This window comes from Streptomyces sp. NPDC104371, assembly GCF_055583785.1.
Genome location: NZ_JBVJNF010000011.1, coordinates 184768 through 203211 on the forward strand (window position 1 = coordinate 184768; position 18444 = coordinate 203211).

General features: G+C 69.2%; 13 protein-coding genes and 2 pseudogenes. 5 read left to right on the plus strand and 10 right to left on the minus strand.

The annotated features are described in order from the left end of the window. Nucleotides 1-499: 499 nt before the first annotated feature. The 10 genes and pseudogenes from ACZ60T_RS29005 to ACZ60T_RS29050 all read right to left on the minus strand — a co-directional run. On the minus strand, nucleotides 500-1687 hold the full coding sequence (locus ACZ60T_RS29005) for a hypothetical protein (protein WP_469668553.1): 1188 nt from the start codon (nucleotides 1685-1687) through the stop codon (nucleotides 500-502). A 6-nt stretch (nucleotides 1688-1693) separates the two neighbouring features. After that, the gene (locus tag ACZ60T_RS29010) at nucleotides 1694-2341 is read right to left on the minus strand and encodes a hypothetical protein (protein ID WP_469668554.1); all 648 of its coding nucleotides are present in this window, start codon (nucleotides 2339-2341) and stop codon (nucleotides 1694-1696) included. Nucleotides 2342-2344: 3 nt separating this feature from the next. Then, nucleotides 2345-3760 (minus strand): hypothetical protein, encoded by a 1416-nt coding sequence (locus ACZ60T_RS29015; RefSeq protein WP_469668555.1) that lies wholly within the window; start codon nucleotides 3758-3760, stop codon nucleotides 2345-2347. Then, entirely contained in the window at nucleotides 3753-6332 is a 2580-nt protein-coding gene (locus tag ACZ60T_RS29020; protein ID WP_469668556.1) for a hypothetical protein, read from the minus strand. Before ACZ60T_RS29020 ends, ACZ60T_RS29015 begins: the two co-directional genes overlap by 8 nt. Before the next feature lie 1006 nt (nucleotides 6333-7338). Then, nucleotides 7339-8193 carry an urease accessory protein UreD gene (locus ACZ60T_RS29025; RefSeq protein ID WP_469668558.1) on the minus strand — a complete coding sequence of 285 codons (855 nt, stop codon included), beginning with the start codon at nucleotides 8191-8193 and terminating at the stop codon, nucleotides 7339-7341. Then, on the minus strand, nucleotides 8190-8885 hold the full coding sequence (gene ureG / locus ACZ60T_RS29030; protein ID WP_365633353.1) for an urease accessory protein UreG: 696 nt from the start codon (nucleotides 8883-8885) through the stop codon (nucleotides 8190-8192). Before ureG ends, ACZ60T_RS29025 begins: the two co-directional genes overlap by 4 nt. Before the next feature lie 28 nt (nucleotides 8886-8913). Continuing rightward, complete coding sequence (locus tag ACZ60T_RS29035) at nucleotides 8914-9588, minus strand: urease accessory protein UreF (protein WP_469668560.1); 675 nt, start codon at nucleotides 9586-9588, stop codon at nucleotides 8914-8916. A gap of 118 nt (nucleotides 9589-9706) precedes the next feature. Beyond that, nucleotides 9707-11713, minus strand: a complete 2007-nt coding sequence (gene ureC / locus ACZ60T_RS29040; RefSeq protein ID WP_469668562.1) for an urease subunit alpha — start codon at nucleotides 11711-11713, stop codon at nucleotides 9707-9709. After that, nucleotides 11710-12231, minus strand: a complete 522-nt coding sequence (locus ACZ60T_RS29045; RefSeq protein ID WP_469668646.1) for an urease subunit beta — start codon at nucleotides 12229-12231, stop codon at nucleotides 11710-11712. Before ACZ60T_RS29045 ends, ureC begins: the two co-directional genes overlap by 4 nt. A gap of 42 nt (nucleotides 12232-12273) precedes the next feature. Further along, nucleotides 12274-12570: pseudogene (locus ACZ60T_RS29050) on the minus strand (urease subunit gamma); the annotation flags it as partial. Between the two features lie 609 nt (nucleotides 12571-13179). On the opposite strand from ACZ60T_RS29050, the pseudogene ACZ60T_RS29055 reads away from it, so the two are divergent. The 5 genes and pseudogenes from ACZ60T_RS29055 to ACZ60T_RS29075 all read left to right on the plus strand — a co-directional run. Next, nucleotides 13180-13576, plus strand: a pseudogene (locus ACZ60T_RS29055) (MmyB family transcriptional regulator); the annotation flags it as partial. Nucleotides 13577-13631: 55 nt separating this feature from the next. Beyond that, nucleotides 13632-14168 (plus strand): GNAT family N-acetyltransferase, encoded by a 537-nt coding sequence (locus ACZ60T_RS29060; protein ID WP_469668564.1) that lies wholly within the window; start codon nucleotides 13632-13634, stop codon nucleotides 14166-14168. A gap of 125 nt (nucleotides 14169-14293) precedes the next feature. Further along, nucleotides 14294-14695 carry a hypothetical protein gene (locus tag ACZ60T_RS29065; RefSeq protein WP_469668565.1) on the plus strand — a complete coding sequence of 134 codons (402 nt, stop codon included), beginning with the start codon at nucleotides 14294-14296 and terminating at the stop codon, nucleotides 14693-14695. Between the two features lie 246 nt (nucleotides 14696-14941). Then, nucleotides 14942-15367, plus strand: a complete 426-nt coding sequence (locus ACZ60T_RS29070) for an effector-associated constant component EACC1 (protein WP_365633342.1) — start codon at nucleotides 14942-14944, stop codon at nucleotides 15365-15367. Then, nucleotides 15364-18387, plus strand: coding sequence for a caspase, EACC1-associated type (locus tag ACZ60T_RS29075; RefSeq protein ID WP_469668567.1), 3024 nt, complete (start codon nucleotides 15364-15366; stop codon nucleotides 18385-18387). The genes ACZ60T_RS29070 and ACZ60T_RS29075 overlap by 4 nt, the downstream gene beginning before the upstream one ends. The last annotated feature ends 57 nt before the right edge of the window (nucleotides 18388-18444 follow it).

Below are 18444 nucleotides of genomic sequence, written 5' to 3' on the forward strand. Positions count from 1 at the left end.
TACACTGCCCGGCGCCTGAGAAGGGCGACAAGTCGTCGGGGACACCGAAGAAGTCGGGCGTGAAGTGCACCGACCAGTTGAACTACGCGGAGGATTCGCGGTCGAACGCGGAGATCAACAGCATCGGTGAGGACACCGGCTACTGCCCGCCGGTCCAGCACTGAGGACCGATCCAGCACGCCACCAGGCGGCGAGCGTGGCCGCCGCCACGGGAACTACCTGCGAAGCCCGCACCGGACACGCCATGAACGTGATCGTCTTGCTGTGAACCGGTCTTCCGCTGCCCGTTCAGCTACTCAACACGGCTGAGCACTCTGGGGCGTCGGTGAAGACGAGGCTGTGGATTGTCTCTGGGGCTCCTCCGCCCCGCTGGACGACTCCAGCGGGGCGGCAGGGTTGCCGAGGGCCTTGAACACCTCGGTCAGATGGGGCTGCGCCGCCGACAAGCCCGGCAGTGGTGGCATGGAACGGCCGCCACTGCCGGGCCGGTCGGCGGGCGTCAGGTGGCCCGCACCGCTTCCGTGGACGCCGCGCGGGGGCCGATGCCCACCGCGGCGGGCGCGCTCGTGATGACGCTCGCGTTGGTGAGTTCGCGGATCGTCCTCGTGTCGAGGCGGGTCGCCCGGGAGCGGATGTTGGTCCCGGTGACATGCGACCAGTGGTGGATGATGCGGTCCATCAGGGGGCGTAGCTGCGACCCCCGGGTGTAGAACGCCTCCGGCTGCTGCACGGCCGGGAGGTTCAGCTCGATGGAGCGCAGCAGCGTCGACATGTCGGGGCCGAGGGCGAGGAAGGACCGTACGTCCTGGTGGGCGCCCAGTCTGACCCGGTCCCCGATGCGCCGCAGCCGCTCCTGGGGGGTGCTCGCCGTGGCGCGCAGATCGCCGACGAGCGGACTGCTCCAGCTGATCGCCAGATGCAGCCAGGACATGAACGTCACGGCGACGTACTCCTCGCGGGCGAGGTTGACCATGTCGGTGCCGCGCCGGTCGAGCAGCGCGTCGCGGATCTGCGCCACCAGGTCGGTGATGCGGAAGTCGTCGGTCGGGTTCGCCCCTGACGAGTTGCTCGAATGCTGGATGCCGATCGACACCTCTTCGAGGAGCTGCTCGAAGAACGGCACGAACCGTGTGTTGGCGACCTCGGCGCGGTGGTACGGGTAGGTGCCCGGCTTGCCGTCCTGGCCATGGTTCAGGTCGAGGCCGAGCAGCCGGTGGTACGCGTTGCGGCGGACGGCACCCCGGTCAGGACGTAACTCCCCGCCCGAGGCGAGGACCGAGAACGGACTCTGCTCGCGGAAGAAGAGCCCCTCCGTCTGCTCCAGCCACTGGATGGTCTCCGGCGAGGGGGTGTTGAAGATCTCGGTACCGAAGAAGCTCACCATCACCCGGCGGAAGATCTCCAGGATCCGGGTGTTCTCGATCATGTAGGCGTACACGATGTGGTCGCTGTTGGCCGGCAGGGTCAGACCGGGCGCGAAGTCGTCCAGTACCCGCTGGGCCGCCGTCTGCGACGCCTCGGAGTAGTTCGGGCCCCGTACGGGGTACGACTCGTTCTTCTTCTGCCAGGTCGCCTCGATGAGATGCGACAGGTCAGCGGTGGACTGCCGGGACAGGAATCTGGCCACTTCGTCGAAGGGCCGGGGCGATCCTGCCGCCATCATGGCGGTGGCGAGCTGCAAGAACATGGTCGGTCACCTCTCCGGGGTGGACGCGGGACGGATGTCGGTCTCGGGGAGCGAGAGGCGGCGGTGCGGCACAGCCGTGAGCACCGTGGCCTCGCGCACTTCTCCGTCCCACGTCTTGTACTTGACGGTGCCGGTGACCCCGAACGGACCGGATCCGGCACGCACCGGCACCTCGATCCGCAGTCGGCGGTTCCTGATCTCGGGCTGGACCGCGTTGGGCGTGAGCGACGTCCAGAAGAACCGGTCGGCGCCGACCCTCAGCCGTATCTGGATGATCGAACTGAGGTCTTCCGGCAGGCCCAGGGCTTCCAGGCGGGTGTCGACGCGCGCCTTGGTCTCGCTCCTCTCTTCGGACCAGAAGGCGGTGACGGCCGGGTTGAACGGTGCGCCGGTACGCCCGTTCATCTCGTCCGCGGCACCCTGCATGGCGGCGTAGAACTTGTCGAACTCCCGTGTGTAGCCCTTCTCTTCGTCGAGCAGCTCCTGTCTGGCCAGCCGTCGCGGCAGCCGTTCCAGCGCGACGACCAGGCCTCGTGTCGTCTCCTCGGTCCAGCCGCCGGCGGGCTCCGGCGAGCCGGCGGACGGCTGGGGTGCGTAGTCGGGCGAAGTGCCCTGGAGCGATACGTCCTTGCCCTGTGAGTCCTTGCTCGTCATCGGTCAGCCTCTCTTGCCGAGCGCCGTCATCCAGTTCTCGAAACTCGCGCGCGTATGCTCCGTGTCCGGCCCTCCCAAGGACATGCGCAGACAGGACAGGGCGAGGATCCGCAGGGGCTCCGCGTCCATCCAGTAGTCCGAGGTGTAGAGCGCCTGTCCGCCGCGGCGGGCCAGCGCCTCCAGGCTGCGCGGCGAGACCCGCTCCGGGTCGACCAGGGACGCGAGGGCGCGGCCCTTGAACGCCGCGGCCGGTTCGCGCAGGCAGACCCTGGCCAGTCGGGGCAGCACCGGCAGGGAGGCCTCGATCACGTCCCGGCGGTGCGCGGGCACCTGGTCCAGCGGATAGGAGCGCAGCCAGGCCAGCTCCATCTCGTCCCAGGGACCCGCGCCGTACCAGTCGCGGCACATCGCCGTGCCCAGCAGAACCCGCAGATAGGCGGGCGGATGAGGATCGCCCGGCGGCATGTTGGTGACGCTGCCCGGTGTGCCCGCGATCACGTCGTGCAGCGCCGCCAGCGCCGAGAACCCGGTGTGGGCGAACGCGAGGGCGTCCGCGGCGATCTCCTGCGCCCAGCCCGCCCATGCGTCGGCCACCTCACGGCCGGCGGATACGGCTGCCTCGCGCAGCGCCCTGGCGAGTTCCTCGTTCCAGCCGAGCTGGAAGGCGACTTGGTGACCCGTCTCGTGGATGAGAGCGGTGGGACGCAGCAGATTGTGGCGGGTGATCTTGACCGCGGCGACCGGGCTGATGGCCGCCGGGTCCCACAGCCGTACCCCGGCCCGCAGGATCGAGGCCCCCAACCCTTCGTTCAGATAGCAGAGTACGGGCGGTACCGGCTGTCCGAGCGGGACGAGGACCGGTTCCATGGTCCGTACGGCGAGCAGGTCGCACGCCCTCAGCAGCGCTGTGATCCGCTCGCCCGTACGGGTGTTGACGGCATCGCCGTAGAAGTCCGCCATGGTCTCGACGCGTTGGTACTCATGCCGCAGGGTCATCACGGCCCTGCGTACGTCCTGCACCTGGTCCGCGCTGTGCGCGGCGGCCAGTGCGACGGCGAGTGCGCGCGCCTTGGGACGCAATCGATCGACGGCGCGCTGGAGTTCGGTGCGCAGCGCCACACCGAGCCTGCTCTCCAGGGACGCCCAGGCGGCGGGCGAGGCGAAGTTGTCCGGCCGGGCGAGGCCTTCCACCGCGGCGCTCCAGTGGGAGATCTGCCGGGCCGTCTGGGCCCGCAGCGCCGCGATGTCGCGTTCGGTGGGCGGGCCGTGCTCTTCGGCGACGGCGCTCATGGGCGGCCGGGACGCGGTGCCCGTCGTACTCGCGGTGTCCGCCTCGGTGTGCCAGCCGGGGCGCACCGGTGGCGGCGGCCAGGTCTCCACCGGCTGGGCCCGGGGCGCGAGCCGCAGGATGTCAGCCACGGCGGTGCCCCGGATGGATCTCCACCTTGGCGGAGGGCTCGGCGGCGAGCGCGCCGATCGCCGCCGACAGGGCGGACAGCGGGGGCACCTTCCCGGACCGGATGCCGGTGATGATGTCGACGAGCGGGGCACTGTGCAGCGTCACGACGAGCGTGAGGCCTTCCTCCGGCATCTGCAACGCCCGTACGAACTCGTCCAGACGGCCCTTGAAGTACTGGGCCAGCGCGTTGCCCGCCGCGCGCTTGAGCCCGGCCGCCAGCGCGTCGCGTATCTGCGGCGGGAGCTTCGAGACGAACTCCTCGCCCTCGTCGGTGGGGGACAGGTGCGCCGACTGCTCGTAGCCCTCACGGAAGATGCGTACGTTGCGTCCTTGGCCGGCGAGCAGCGCGGTGACCGCGCCGTCCGCGAGATCGGTGGACAGGCCGGCGAGGACGGCGCCGATCTGGGGCGGGCTGCCCGCCGAGTTCAGCAGCGCCTGGGCCCGTTCCTCGGCGAGGTAGAGAGCGACGACGACGGTGTTGCGGCCGGCCCGCGCGTCCACCGTCAGACGGGTCCGGGTGGTGCGGTGCTTGCGCGCGACCGTGGACAGGGCTGTGGCCGCCGCCGCCGGTGCGTGCTGTGCGCCGGGAGCGGACCGGTGGTCGACCAGCTCGACACCGAAGAGGCGGGTGCCCTGGGCCAGGGCTCGGCCCTTGACGACGCGCTTGCCGTCCCGGCCGAGCCCCGGCTGTCCGAGCAGCGCGCCCGCGACCCGGGTGCTGAGCGGCAGGAGCGCCACCGGGCCCTTGCCGTGTGCGTGCCTCTTCTCGGCCGCCATGATCTGCCGGGCCCAGGCGCCGTGCATCGACTCATAGAGGTGCACCCGCAGACGTACGGGGAACGCGCGCACCCGGAAGCGGTCCCGCAGCAGTGTGTTCAGGCGTACGCCCTCCGCGGTGCGCAGCTCCGCGGCCTGCCGGGCGTCCAGGGTGACCTCGAAGACCCGGGCGTACTTCTTGTAGCGGAAGCGCCGGGGCTTGGTCCGGGGCAACTGGATCCACATGCCCTTGACGCCGCGGGCCTCGAGTTCTTCGAGGTCCTCGCGCAGCAGGGTGCTGGGGATGTTCGCGGCGACGGCGGCGTTGAAGGCGCTGCCTGCCGCGGGTTCGAGGCGTACCAGGTCCTCGAGCTCCTCAAAGGGCAGCTCGGCCAGCCTGCGCACGGTGTCCTCGACCGTGGCGGTGAGGGCGGTGGCGGCGGTGCGCTGGGGATCCTCCGCCTCGGCTTCCATGTTGAGCAGCTTCAGACCGGTGTCGACGATGGCGGCGGAGAGGATCTTGGCCTCCCGGGGCCTGACCCACTTGCCGATGAGCTGGGCGAGCAGGCCCGAGAGCGTGTTGACGACCTTGGGGCGGCCGATCCACTTGACGACCTCGCGGGCTATCGGGAGCATGCCCATCACTACCGGGATGAACTCCTCGAGCGCGGGCCGCGGATCGCCGCCTTCCGGTAGCTGGGCGAGGGCCTCGGTGAAGCGTTCTCTGGCCTCGTCGAGCGACTGGACCGCGGCTGCGGGGATGTCGCTCTCGTACGCCTCGGCCTCGTCCGCCTCACCGGACAGGACGGCGTTCGCCTCGGCGAGCCAGTTCTCGCTCTCGTGCTCCTCCGAGGCCAGGAGCAACCCGGCGGTGGCACCGGCGACTTCGAGGGCGAGTTCCGCCGCGGGCGAGGGCGCCGTCGCCTCGGGATCCTCACCCAGGGCGACCGCGGTCGGGCCGTGGGCCAGGCTCTCGGACTGCTCGGCCTCGCTCTGCGGGGCCTCGTGCAGCAGCTTCTTGGCCAGCTTGGCCGCGAAGGGCCGCAACTTGCCGGGCAGCCGTTTGATGCCGACCTTGAGGACCCGCATCAGCATGGGTCTGACCATCTGCTTCAGGTAGCCCATGACCTTGGCGACCGGCAGCACCTTCGAGGCGACCTTGCCGACGGCCGTGATGCCCTTCTTGGCCAGGTTGGCCGCGCCCTTCACCGCCTTCTTGGCGAAGTTCTTGAGGGCGCCGAAGAACTGCTCGAAGGCGGGCGACGTGGCGAGTTGAGGCGACGGTGCGATGGACGCCGACTCGAAGAGCGCCTCGATCTCGTTCTCCGTGAGTGAGCGCGAGTCCGCGTTCCCGGCCGCCGCGGCCAGGCTCTCCAGCATGTCCTCGCTCTGCTGAGCCAGCGGTTCGAGCCACTCGCGCACCGGGGCCTGCACTGCCGCCGGGTCAAGCCTGCCGACCATGGCGGCTTCGCTCTCCGCGTGGACCGCCGAGGCCTCTTCGAGCAGCTCGGCGAAGGCCTCCTCCAGCTCGTCCTCGTAGAGCTCGCTGAGCAGTTCACGTACGGCTTCGTTCTCGGGGTCGACCGGGCCGCGCTCCGTCACCCGGGCCGCCGCTCGGAAGGGGCTGTCCAACTGGCCGGGAGCGGAAGGTGCTTCCCACTCGGACTCGTACCGGGTGTTCTCGCTCTCTTCCGAGCGGAAGGGGGAACGGACATCGGAACCGGACGGAGCCGGGCCCGCGGGCGGTGAGCCGGTAGCCTTCCCCGACTCGGACATCCAGGAATACTGCTCGGTCAGCGACACGCTGCCCCCAAAAGGAAAGAATGAGTTCTTCAGGGCCCGGGGCAGCTCCGTAAGTCGCCCCGGAGATCAGCTCGGGGAACGTTTCAGCCGGAACCAGAATCAGAACCAGAACCGGAGAAGTGATTTCACCGCCGGAAGGAATGGCTACTTCCTGCGGCCGACCTCATGCGTCGTGCGCTGCGTGCGCCTCAGGAAGTGGCCGTCAACCGCGGTGGTTCAAGAAATTTCCGCGCATGAAACATGGCTGTGATCCCCCGTGTCTCGCATCGGCGCCGCCGCTGACGCCCCAGCGGCAGCAACAGCAGCACCCTGACCGTACTCACCGCGACTAACCAGAGGAACACGTCAATCCGGCCTATCCACTTGTGGATGGTATGTGGGGTTCCGGTTCTGACGTCAGTAACAGCTCAAAGATCGGCGAAGCGGGATTCACGGTCTGACGTGGATGGATTCTCGAGAGGGGGAAGAATGCAATTCGAAAAGCTCACCGGGAACACGGCCGGAAAGTGAGCGGCCGAATTCGTACTACGAGGGGGACGCCCATGCTGACCGAGCAGGCGCGCGTCGCTGCCGCACGCGACAGCACTTCCGCGCACCAGCACCTGATCCCGCGCTGCTACCCGGAGGACCCGCCGTCCTTCCCGACTGCCCTGTGCGGAGAACGACTTGCCGCTGTCAGACCGCCGACGGACGCGCCCCGGTGCACGTCGTGCAGCAGGCTGGCCGCCGACTACCGTGCGGGCACCGGCCGCCCGCATAGCCGGTCAGCACAGCTGTCTCGCTCCCGGCGACGGGAGGCCCTGGTCAGAAGGGGCCGGACGGGCTGGTGCGCCGTGTAGCACACGATGAGTACGGCCACCGAGAAGGCCAGCATGCCCATTCAGCTGAGCCCCGGTTCGGCGGACTGGGGCGTGTCGCAGAACCTGTCGCGAGGGGCATTGTGCGAACGATCTGCGGGGCCGGGCCGGAGAGTCGCCTACTACGGTCCCAGGGCGTGTGCGAGTGCCTCGTCGAGCAGCTCCCGCAGAGCGGAGGAGGTCGGTGCGAGGGCGGTGGCGAGTAGTGCCGGGCCGCCAGCCAGGGGTGCGAGGACGGCGCAGCCGTCTTTGGTCCCTTCGCGGAACAGGACGGGGTCGCGATGGACATTTAGCTCCGGGTCCACGATGAGGATCTGGCCGATGGCTCGGTGCCCGCCCAGGACCGCGGGGCCGTCCCATCCGGGTTCGGGGTCCCCGTAGGCGGTGTGTTGGTCGAGCAGTGGGCGTCCGGCATGGTGGACGCGGATGCGGCTGACGAGGTGGCCCGGCTTCTCGCCTGCTCTGCCCAGGAGTTGTTCTTCTCGCAGCAGCAGTCGTGAGGTGGCGGCGAGGTCGACCGTGCAGGTCTGCCGCAGGTTGCTGCCGGCGGCGCTGATCAGCGGCTGTGGCAGCCAGCGCAGGGTGGCGCCTTCCTCGACGGTCAGCCGTACCTCGTAGGTGGCCGGGGCGGTGGTGGGACCGCGGAGAGCGATTGTGGCGGCGGCTGTGGTGACTTCCAGTTCGGCCCGATCTTCGGCGGTGATGTCGAGGGCGAGCCGGTCGCCGCCGAGCGGGGCGCTCATCGCGCCGATGATGCCCACCTTGGCGGCCTTGCCGCCGGTGTGCATGCGGCGTAGGTGGAACGGGCCGTCGCTGTGCAGTCGCGGGAGCGTGGTGACGCGTCCGTTGTAGGTGGCGCGGATGCGGGCGGTGGCCCGCACGCCGTGCGGGTGTCCGGAGGGTTCCTCGATGTCGGCCGCCTGGGCATCGGTTTCGAAGCGGGCCTCGGGCCGGGCGAGTTGAGTGCGGGCGCTCATGCAGCCGCCTGCGTGCGCCACCGGGTGAGGTGGCCGGTGACCCAGTCGGCGATCTCGCGGATACCGTCGTCCGAGGTGAGGCTGGTAAAGATGACGGGCAGGTCACCACGTTGCCGTGTGGCGTCGGCGGCCATGGTGGTGAGGTCGGCGCCGACGTGCGGGGCGAGGTCGGTTTTGTTGACGACGAGGAGGTCGGCGGTGGTGATGCCGGGGCCGCCCTTGCGGGGGATGTCGTCGCCGCTGGCGACGTCGATGACGAAGATCTGCACGTCGACCAGGCCCTTGGAGAAGGTGGCGGTGAGGTTGTCGCCACCGGACTCGACGAGCACGAGGTCCAGCGGGTGGAGGGTCTCCTCCAGGTGTTCGACGGCTTCCAGGTTGGCGGAGATGTCGTCGCGGATCGCGGTGTGCGGGCACGCGCCGGTCTCCACCGCGGTGATCCGCTCGGGCGGCAGCACGGCCTCGCGCAGCAGGTACTCGGCGTCCTCGCGGGTGTAGATGTCGTTGGTGACGACGGCGATGGACCAGCGGTCACGCAGCGCGCGGCAGAGTGCGGCGACGCTCGCTGTCTTGCCGGAGCCGACGGGGCCGCCCAGGCCGACACGGAGGGCGCGGCGGCTGCCATCGGCGCGGAGCGGCTCGGCGCAGTGGGTGTGGCGCTGTGGCATGGTCGTGGGGTGGTCGAGGTGCACGAGGAACTCCAGAAGGGGAGGGAAGGTTTCAGGAGGCGAAGAGCCGCACGGTCCAGGCGGCGTGCTGTTGCCCGGTGATGTCCAGCAGCGGCGCGGACGCTGACGGCAGGGCGTCGATGCCCTCGGCCGTGACGCGGTCCGCGGCCTGGGCGGCAAGCGTGGCGACGGCGTCGGTGTCGGAGCTGAGGCGGGCCAGCAGCCCTGAGGCGTCGAGCGGGTCGAGGCTGAGCAGGCGCACGGCTGCGGTGGCCGGGCCGCCGGCAGTTTCGTACGCGGCGGCATAGGCGGCGTCCAGTGGAGTGAGCCCGGCGGCCCGGGCGGCGAGGCCCAGCACGAGCGGCTGGTGGGCGCCCTGGGGACGCTCGGCGGCCAGCAGTTCCAGGCCTTCGGACGGGAAGGTGGCGCGGGCTGCGCGCAGCATCTGCCGTCCGAGCCGACGGGCGACGGCGCGCAGCGCGGGGACGGGGGTGCGTGCGTCGGCGGCGTCGTCCAGCAGCAGCGGGTCGTGCCCGGCGGCGGCCGCGGCGGCCAGGCCGGCCATGGTCAGGCCGACGGTGTGCAGGCGGCCGCGGCAGAATGCCTCCAGGCTGTCGGTGTCGTGTACGGCTCCGTGGACGACGGCGGCTTCGACACCGCCTGAGTGGGCGTGCCCTCCGGCGGGGAAGCGGCCGTCGGCCAGCAGGAGCAGGGCTGCACGGCTCATGGAGGAGCGGCTGCCTTTCGCGGGATCGGAAGCTGTGCCGAGCGCGGGCGGGTATGGCGCGTACCCGCCCGTGAGCCCGGCCGCGGTGCTGTTGCTCCGAGGCCGGGCAGGTGACGGTTCAGAAGAGGAAGTACCGCTGTGCCATGGGTAGTTCGTCGACGTAGGAGCGCGGCACGGTCGCACCGTTGAGTTCGGTGCGGACGTCGCTCGTGGTCGCACCGCCGATGGTGACCTCGAAGCTGTCGTGGTCGACCTCGAGGCTCGTCAGCGCACTGCCGTCGTTCAGTTTCATGTGGGCCTTCGTGACGCCACGGGTGCTTGCGATGGGCACGAATCTCTTGTGGAGACCGAGACCCGGATTACTGCTGGTGCCGTCTCCGTTCAGTCTGTCGTCCGCGTCCGGAGCCACGAAGTTCACCGAGTTGCGTCCCGGGGAGCGGCCGGTGGAGCCCCACACCGGGCGCGGCAGGTAGGGCTGCGGCGTGGTGATCGACGCGTTGGCGTCGCCGACCTGCGCGTACGCCAGTTGGCCGCCTTTGAGGAGCATGTGCGGTTTGACGCCGAAGAACTTGGGCTCCCACAGCACCAGGTCGGCGAGCTTGTTGGTCTCCACGGAGCCGACGTAGCCGTCGATGCCGTGGGTGATTGCCGGGTTGATCGTGTACTTGGCAACGTACCTGCGCGCGCGGAAGTTGTCGTTCGGCCGCAGCCGCTTCCCCCGGACCTTCGCGGCTTCGAGGTCCTCCTTCAGCGCCCCGTAGCGGGCCTTCATGACGTGCGCGGTCTGCCAGGTACGCACGATCATTTCGCCGATGCGGCCCATCGCCTGGGCGTCGGAGGACATCATCGAGATGGCACCCATGTCGTGCAGGAGGTCCTCCGCGGCCATGGTGGACGGCCGGATCCGGGAGTCGGCGAAGGCCATATCTGCCGGAATATCCGGATTGAGGTGATGGCACACGATCATCATGTCGATGTGCTCCTTGACGGTGTTGACCGTCAGGGGCCGTGTCGGACTGGTCGAGGCCGGGAGGACGTTCGGGTCCTTGACCAGCTCGATCATGTCCGGTGCGTGACCGCCGCCGGCACCCTCGACGTGGAAGACGTGGATGGAGCGTGGCTTCTTCGACGTGGACCGCATATCTGCGTCCCTGACGTCGCCGGTGAAGGCCGCCCGTGTGCTCTCCAGGAACCCCGACTCGTTCAGTGAGTCGGCGTGCAGAGCGAGTTGGACACCGCGCTCTTCACAGATGTCCAGGGCCCGGTCGATCACCGCCGGCGTGGCGCCCCAGTCCTCGTGGACCTTGAAACCACAGACACCGGCGTCCACCTGCGCCCTGAGCTCGTGCTTGTTCATCGTGCTGCCCTTGCCGAGCAGGCCGATGTTGACCGGGAACTCGTCCAGTGCCTCGAAGAGCCGCCTGATGTGCCATGCACCCGGGGTCACGGTGGTGGCCGTACTGCCCTCGGCCGGTCCCGTGCCGCCGCCGATCAGGGTGGTCACGCCCGAGGCCAGAGCCTCGTGGATCTCCCCGGGGCAGATGAAGTGGACATGGGTGTCCACGCCACCCGCGGTGAGGATCCGCCCGTTGCCGGAGATGACCTCGGTGCTCGGCCCGACCACGAAGTTTGTTGGCGTCACCGGCGGGGCTTCCTCGGTGGGCCCACGATCCGGCATCTCGAAGCTCGTGATCTTGTCCATCGTCTCGGGGTTGTACGCCTTGCCGATGCCCGCGATCCTGCCGTCGCAGATGCCGATGTCGGCCTTGACCACGCCCCACCAGTCGAGGATCAGTGCACCCGTGATGACCGTGTCCACCGGCCTGTGATCCGTGGCCTTGCCCTCGCTGTCCTTCCCGTCCCTGGCGAGATGCGACATCCCCATCGACTCACGGATCACCTTGCCGCCGCCGAAGATCATCTCATTGCCGCTGTACGAAGGGCCGCCGCTCCAGTCGGCCTCGATCTCCAGGGTGAGGTTGGTGTCGGCGAGCCGGACCCGGTCCCGCGTGGTCGGCCCGTACAGCGCGGTGTAGTCCGCCCGCGTCAGCTCATTGCTCGGTTTCGGCCGGCCCTTCCCGCGCTTCGGCGCCTGGCCGCGGCCTTGTGCCTGCGGATCACTCATCGGACGATTCCTTCGCGCAGTCCCTGGATCTTGGTGAGGTCGCTGCTGTCGCTGCCACAGGCCGTGACATCACCCTGAATCCGCACCAGTTCCACACAGCACTCATCGCCCGGTTCGAAACGCACGGACGTGCCCGCGGCGATGTTCAGCCGCCGGCCCCTCGCCGCATCGCAGTTCCACAGACTGCGGTCCTGGGGGACTGGCCAACCGGCGGGGACCTCGACGCTGACGACCTTCAGCCCCGGGTTGACCTCGGCGAAGTGATAGTGGGAGCCGACCTGGACGGGACGGTCCGACTCGTTCTTCACCTTGATCTTCGTCTTGCCCGGCCCCGGCAAGGTGATGGCGTCCGGCTGCAGGCTGACGCCCTGCTTGTCCCCGTCGAGATGCACGTTGAAGCAGATCGCGTCGTACCGGCCGGCAGTCTCGTCGTCCTCATCACAGCCCACGGACGAGTTACCGGCGTCATCGCAGTCGACCGGAGAGTCCGGCTCAGGGGGCGGCTGGGGATGCTCCACCTTGCCCGGGTAGACCCCGGGCCTCTCTGCTGCGGCCTCCGGAATGGGGTCGTGGATGGTGACCAGCTTGGTGCCGTCCGGGAAGGTGGCCTCCACCTGGACGTTCTCGATCATCTCCGGGACGCCGTCCATCACCTCATCCCGGGCGAGCAGATGCCGACCCGAGTCCATGATGTCGCTGACCGACTTGCCGGCGCGCGCCTGCTCGAAGACGTACACCGTCAGCAGCGCCATGACCTCGGGGTAGTTGAGAAGCAGCCCGGAGTCCCGGCGCCGCTGCGCCACGTCGGCAGCCACATGGATCAGCAGCCGCTCCTGCTCATGCGGAGTCAAATGCACAGTGCGTCATTTCTCTTGATCGGACAGTGCGCGCAGCCGGGCATGTCGAAGGGCGCGCAAGGCGTCCACCGGATGATTCCAGGCGATCTCTGCATCATCACGCGGAGAAGCCGACGACCCGCCCGGAACACTGATCACGTACTCGATCAGGTGAATGCCACTCGCAGGTACGGCATCGCCCACTACTGCCTGCCCCACGAGCCCGACACGCGGCCAGGCCCGGTCAGGTCGGCTCCGGTCGGGGCGCTGGGCGAGAAGCAGATGCTTGCTTCTGTCTCATTGACCGGGCCCGGTTTAGAGGAGACCGTCCGGCCACGCGCACCTCGACGACGAGCAACCACGCCACAGTCTGCTCCCTCACCAGCCCGCGCACCGGACGGCTGACGTTTCGGCCGGGTTCCCGAAGTGGGGGCCGGGGCTGCCATACCTTCACCGGCGGGCAGCGTCCGACCACCGGGCGGGTCAGCGAGTACGGCAGCCACCGCCCATAGTTCTCGGCGACCGCGTTCCGCTTGCCTGGTGCTCCGGGCGGATCCCGCCCCGGATACGGGGGCTCATGGATCCGAGCCACCCGCTCGGTCTGCTTCAGGCGGCCGCGCTGAAACCGGCCGGCTGCCGCAGGCCGCAGCGATCGTGATCTCGGCGACGTACGAGGTGATCGCCTGGAATGATCTGGCGGCTGCTCTCCTGGAGGACCTCTCCGCTCTGCCGCGGCGGGAACGCAACTTCGCGCGGCGGGTCTTCCTGGAGTCGCGCCCGCAGGGGAGCGGGACGCAGCCTGTCGGATGAGGCTGCCTTCGCCCGCAACATGGCCCAGGACCTGCGTGCCACTGCCGCCCGCTACCCCGACGACCCGGAGGTGACCGCACTGGTTGCCGAACTGCGGTCCGGCAGTGCAGAGTTCGCCCGCCTCTGGTCCTCTCACGACGTGTCCGCCGAACCCACCCTGTGCAAGACACTCCAGCATCCGCTGGTCGGCTCCGTCACCGTCCAACTGTCGGTCATCGGCACCCATCAAGAGTTTCCCGTTCGTTGGTCTGACAAGGTGTTAGCGTGCGCGGATGGAAGATCTGGGACTCGTGACCTGGCCGCCCGAGCCGATCACAACCGAGCGCCTCGTGCTCCGTGCGCCCGAGGCACGCGACCGCGCCGCGTTCATCGAGCTGCTGGCGTCGCCAGAGGTGAACACCTACCTCGGCGGTCCCCGCCCGCGTGACGAACTCGAGCGGGAGACACCTGAGGTGCCCGAGCAGTGGCCCGGGAGTTTCGTCGTCGAGCTCGACGGGGCGATGATCGGCCAGATCCTGCTCAGGAGAGCAACCGGGCACCGTTGCCCGGCTGCCGTGGGGAAGGCCGACCTCGGCTACCTGTTCCTGCCGCGGGCGTGGGGATTCGGATACGCCGCCGAGGCATGCGCGGCGGCACTCGGCTGGCTCGGCGGCGTCCTTCCCGGCGAGCCGGTGGTGCTCGCCACCCAGAGCGCCAACGCCGCCTCGATGCGCCTCGCGGCGAAGCTGGGGTTCACCGAGGTGGAGCGGTTCGAGGCCTGGGGCGCCGAGCAGTGGCTCGGCATGCGGTCCCCGGTCGCGCCGTCCTGAACTGCCGGGGGCTCAACCCGGTGAACGGGGCTGTCCAGGAAGGCACCGTTCACCGTGATCACATCAGCACACCTGGACCATTTCCATTGCGTAGGCCCTTCCCCGGGATCCATCCTGTGTGATCAATGAACGAGGAGGGCGAAGCGGGGCTCGTGTTGTGCCCAGGGGACGGAGATGTCACCGACCCGGACGTCTCCTGGTCCTGCACCGGCTTCGGCGTGTTCCGCCGGTGGCTGGCGCAGACCGAGGGGTTCGACCTCGTGGCGATGTGCGGCTTCGGTGGACAGCGTCCCTGGAGCGACGTCTCCACCACGCTGAAGCCGCTCCTCGATCACCCCGACGACGACGGCCCCGACCTCACTCCAGCCCAATGTGCGCTGCTCTTGCCCCGTCTTGGGGAGATCGCCGACCAGCGGCAAGAGGGAAGAGATGATCCACTTCTGCAACGACATATCGATGACACCGGCCAACTGGTCGTCGTCCTGCGACTCTGTGTCGAAAGGGACGTCGCCCTCGTCTTCTGCTGAGAGACCAGCCGTAGCTGCCCGCCCGCCGTCGGCTCGCCCGAGTCCTGCCTGCGATGCCGTGAGAGCAGTTACGCGTCGTGTCACGCGCATGACCTGCGGCTGCTGCCGACCACCAGCGCGAGCGGCGGCCTTTCCGCTACTGTCGGCCGCGCTGCGGCGCAGTCGCAGAGTGAAGAAGGTGGCCAGGGCCTTCGGTTGCGGGCTGGGACAGTCCTGCGTGCGCTGCGGGCCGTAGGGGGAGCGCGGATGGATGTGACAGTTGCGATCACGGGGGCAGGAGCGGCGGACGAGCTGCGTTCCTTGTATACGTGGCTGATTGCCGAGGAGGAACTGCGGGGCCGGGTACGGCTGGTGGAGTCACCGCCGCCGCCCGGCGCTCTCGGTTCGGTTCCACAGATGCTGGCGGTGGTGCTGGCCCCGGGTGGAGTGGCCGTGGCGTTGGCGAGCGTCGCGGTCGCCTGGATGCGGCACCGCACAGGCGAGGTGGTCTGCAAGCTGACCCGGTCGGACGGGGCGAGCGTGGAGGTCTCCGCCCAGCGGGTGCGCGGCACGGACATGGCGGAAGTCCGGGAGCTGGTAGCCGACTTGGCCAAGACATTGGATGAAGGCCCCCGAACCACAGAGGGTCGTGCGGCCGACTCGGCTCCCTCGTCCGGACAGCCGTCTCGATGACGAGGTTGAGCGCGCCGGGGACTCGCGTGCTGCTGATCGGCACCGGCACCCACAGTGCGGACTCCGGCCTGCCACCTGTTCCAGCGGTGATGGGCACCCTGGCCGATCTGGGGCAGGTTCTGGTCGAGCGGTGCGGGCTGGCGGAGGAGAACCTGCGTGTGGTGCGTGACCCGGCGAACCCGACCGAGTTGGGGATCGCGGTCGCGGAGGAGGCCGAGCGCGCCGAGGGCGTGCTGTGGGTGTATTACGTGGGGCACGGACTGGTCAACCCCGCGGGTGAGTTGTATCTGGCCACGGCCGCCACCGACTCGCGCCCGGGTTGGGTGGCTTACACCGGGCTGGCCTACACGGCGATCCGGGGCTCCCTGCTGCAAACCGCGGCCCGGTCGATCGTCGTCGTACTCGACTGCTGCTTCTCAGGACAGGCCGTCGGTGTCCTGGGCGACGCCGACCAGCAGGAGGTGGACCTGGCCCGGGTCCACGGCGGATACGTCCTGGCAGCGGCAGCCCGGGACGAACTGGCGCTGGCCACGCCCGGCGCACCACACACCGCGTTCACCGGCGAACTCATCCGCCTGCTCGCGGAAGGCGACCCCGAAGGCCCTCAGGAAGTGACGCTGCGTCAGGCGTACCGATACCTGGACCGGACGCTGCCCGCGCGGGGCTTCCCACGTCCCCGCCACCGTGCCAGCGCCTGGATCGACGACCTGGTGCTGTGCTCGAACCCGGCCTACCGACCGCCCCCGTTGACGCCCGTCGTGCCCGCGCCCACCCCCGCACCGGACGATGCGGTGCCGCGCACATGCCCCTACCCGGGCCTCGCCGCGTTCGGCCCCGGACAGACGCAGTGGTTCTTCGGCCGGGACCGGTTGACGACCGAACTGGCCGAGAAGCTGGCCGGGCGTATGGACTCGACCGACCCGCTGGTCGTCGTGGGCCCTTCCGGGGCGGGTAAATCCTCCCTACTGGGCGCGGGCCTGCTGTCCGCGCTGGGCAAGGGCGGCATGCCGGTGCCCGGGTCCAAGACCTGGCCGCACCTGCTGTTCACCCCGACCGAGCACCCGTTGACCGAGCTGACGACCCGCCTGGCGCGGTTGACCGGGGAGTCGAGTGCGTCGCTGCGCCAGGAGCTGGCCGACGACCCGCATCGATCGGCCGCCGTCATCCGCGAGATGCTGCGGGCCCGAGCAGGACAGGCGGCCATCACCGGAACGCGACTGGTGCTGGTGGTGGACCAGTTCGAAGAGACCTTCACCCAGTGTGCCGACACCCGGGAACGCCAGGTGTTCATCCGCGCCCTGTGCGCCGCCGCCAACGGTGACGGCGGCGAACCTCCGGCGCTGGTGGTCCTGAGCGTGCGTTCGGACTTCCACGGCCACTGCGTCACCTTCCCCGAACTCCGGCCCGCCTTCGACAACACCCCGCTCTTCATCGGACCGATGAGCGCCTCCGAACTGCGCGAGGCCATCGAACAGCCCGCCCAGCTCACCGGACTGACCCTGCAACCAGGGCTGGTCGACATCGTGCTGCGTGACCTCGGTGCCGACCGCGCGGCACAGGACCACGACCCCGAGGCGCTACCGCTGCTCTCCCACGCCCTGCGCGCCACCTTCCGACACCGCGAGGACCGCACGCTGACGGTGGCCGGTTACGTGGCCGCAGGCGGAATCCGCAACGCGGTCGAGACCACCGCCGAGACGACCTACGGCGAACTCGACCCCACCGAACAGCAGACGGCCCGGTCACTGCTGCTGCGCTTGATCCACGTCGGAGAGGGCACCCAGGACACCCGTCGCCGAGCCAGTCGTACCCGCTTGCTCCAAGGCCTGGAAGATCCGGACGTCGCGGCCTCGGTCCTGGAAACCCTGCACCGCGCCGGGCTGGTCACTCTCGAGACCGACACCGTCGAGATCACCCACGAGGCACTGCTGCACGCCTGGCCGCGCCTTCGTGAGTGGATCGACAGCGACCGGTCCGGGCTGCACATCCACCAACAACTCGCCAACGCCACCTACGCCTGGGACCGGAAGGGCCGGAATCCTGCCCTGCTCTATCGCGGCGCCCGCCTCGGCCTGGCCCGCGGCTGGGCCGACGACCCCGTCCACCCCATCCATCCCACCCGCCTGGAACGCGAGTTCCTGGACGCCAGCACCCAAGCCGTCCGACGGCGGCGGAAGTTGGTAGGGCTGCCGGCGGTCGCACTGTGCTTCTTGCTGCTGCTGACCGGAATCACCCGAGTCGTATACGACAACCGGCACAGCGACGCAACCTCACCTACCCTCCAACGGGCCGAGAAACGCGGCACGCTGTACATCGGGGTCAGCGCAGACCAGCCGGGGCTGAGCGAGATCCCCAGCGGATCCTCTTCACCGGCGGGCTTCGAGGCAGACCTGGCCCGGTACATCGCCAAGGACCTGGGCTTCGGCAACAAGGCCAAATTGATCCCTTTGGACCCGGTGAATCGAATCAACTACCTGGAGACCGGCCAAGTGGATCTCGTCGTCGACGCGTTGACCATCACCGCCGAGCGGATGCGTGTGGTGGACTTCGCCGGACCGTACTACGTAGACGTACAGAACATTCTGCTGCGCCGCGGCGACAGGGCCAACAGCATGAAAGACCTCAAGGGCCGGATCATCTGCACGACGATGTATTCCCCCAACCGGCAGCTGACTCAGTTCCCGAAGAGCACAACGATGGCGCGCAACAGTTACGGGGAATGTGCGCGTGATCTACTCAACGGCAAGGTGGACGCGGTGGCCGGTGGCGAGCTGGCCCTGACCGGGTTGGCCCGCAAGTATCAGGAACTGCGCACGCTCAAGGCCTCGTTCGGTGAGCCGGAGCGGTATGGGGTCGGACTGCAGCATGGCGACGCCGTGCTACAGCGCTCCGTGTGTGGCTCGCTGAAGCACTACGCGAGCAGCGGAAACTGGCAGAGCTCCTACAACAACCACCTGGCGTCCCCAGGACTCCTCCCGCCGAAGCCAGTCACCTGCGACGATATGCCGCAGGGTGAGTAGTGGAGTCGAGCAGCAAGTGCGTCGACACGCCCTACGGCCCGGAAGCGAGGAGAGCGG

Coding starts and splice junctions, on each gene's coding strand:
- ACZ60T_RS29035 (WP_469668560.1), bottom strand. CDS start 9,588: ATGAGCCGTGCAGCCCTGCTCCTGCTGGCCGACGGCCGCTTCCCCGCC.
- ACZ60T_RS29070 (WP_365633342.1), top strand. CDS start 14,942: ATGGATGTGACAGTTGCGATCACGGGGGCAGGAGCGGCGGACGAGCTG.
- ureC (WP_469668562.1), bottom strand. CDS start 11,713: ATGAGTGATCCGCAGGCACAAGGCCGCGGCCAGGCGCCGAAGCGCGGG.
- ACZ60T_RS29020 (WP_469668556.1), bottom strand. CDS start 6,332: ATGTCCGAGTCGGGGAAGGCTACCGGCTCACCGCCCGCGGGCCCGGCT.
- ACZ60T_RS29075 (WP_469668567.1), top strand. CDS start 15,364: ATGACGAGGTTGAGCGCGCCGGGGACTCGCGTGCTGCTGATCGGCACC.
- ACZ60T_RS29060 (WP_469668564.1), top strand. CDS start 13,632: ATGGAAGATCTGGGACTCGTGACCTGGCCGCCCGAGCCGATCACAACC.
- ACZ60T_RS29065 (WP_469668565.1), top strand. CDS start 14,294: ATGAACGAGGAGGGCGAAGCGGGGCTCGTGTTGTGCCCAGGGGACGGA.
- ACZ60T_RS29025 (WP_469668558.1), bottom strand. CDS start 8,193: ATGAGCGCCCGCACTCAACTCGCCCGGCCCGAGGCCCGCTTCGAAACC.
- ACZ60T_RS29010 (WP_469668554.1), bottom strand. CDS start 2,341: ATGACGAGCAAGGACTCACAGGGCAAGGACGTATCGCTCCAGGGCACT.
- ACZ60T_RS29005 (WP_469668553.1), bottom strand. CDS start 1,687: ATGTTCTTGCAGCTCGCCACCGCCATGATGGCGGCAGGATCGCCCCGG.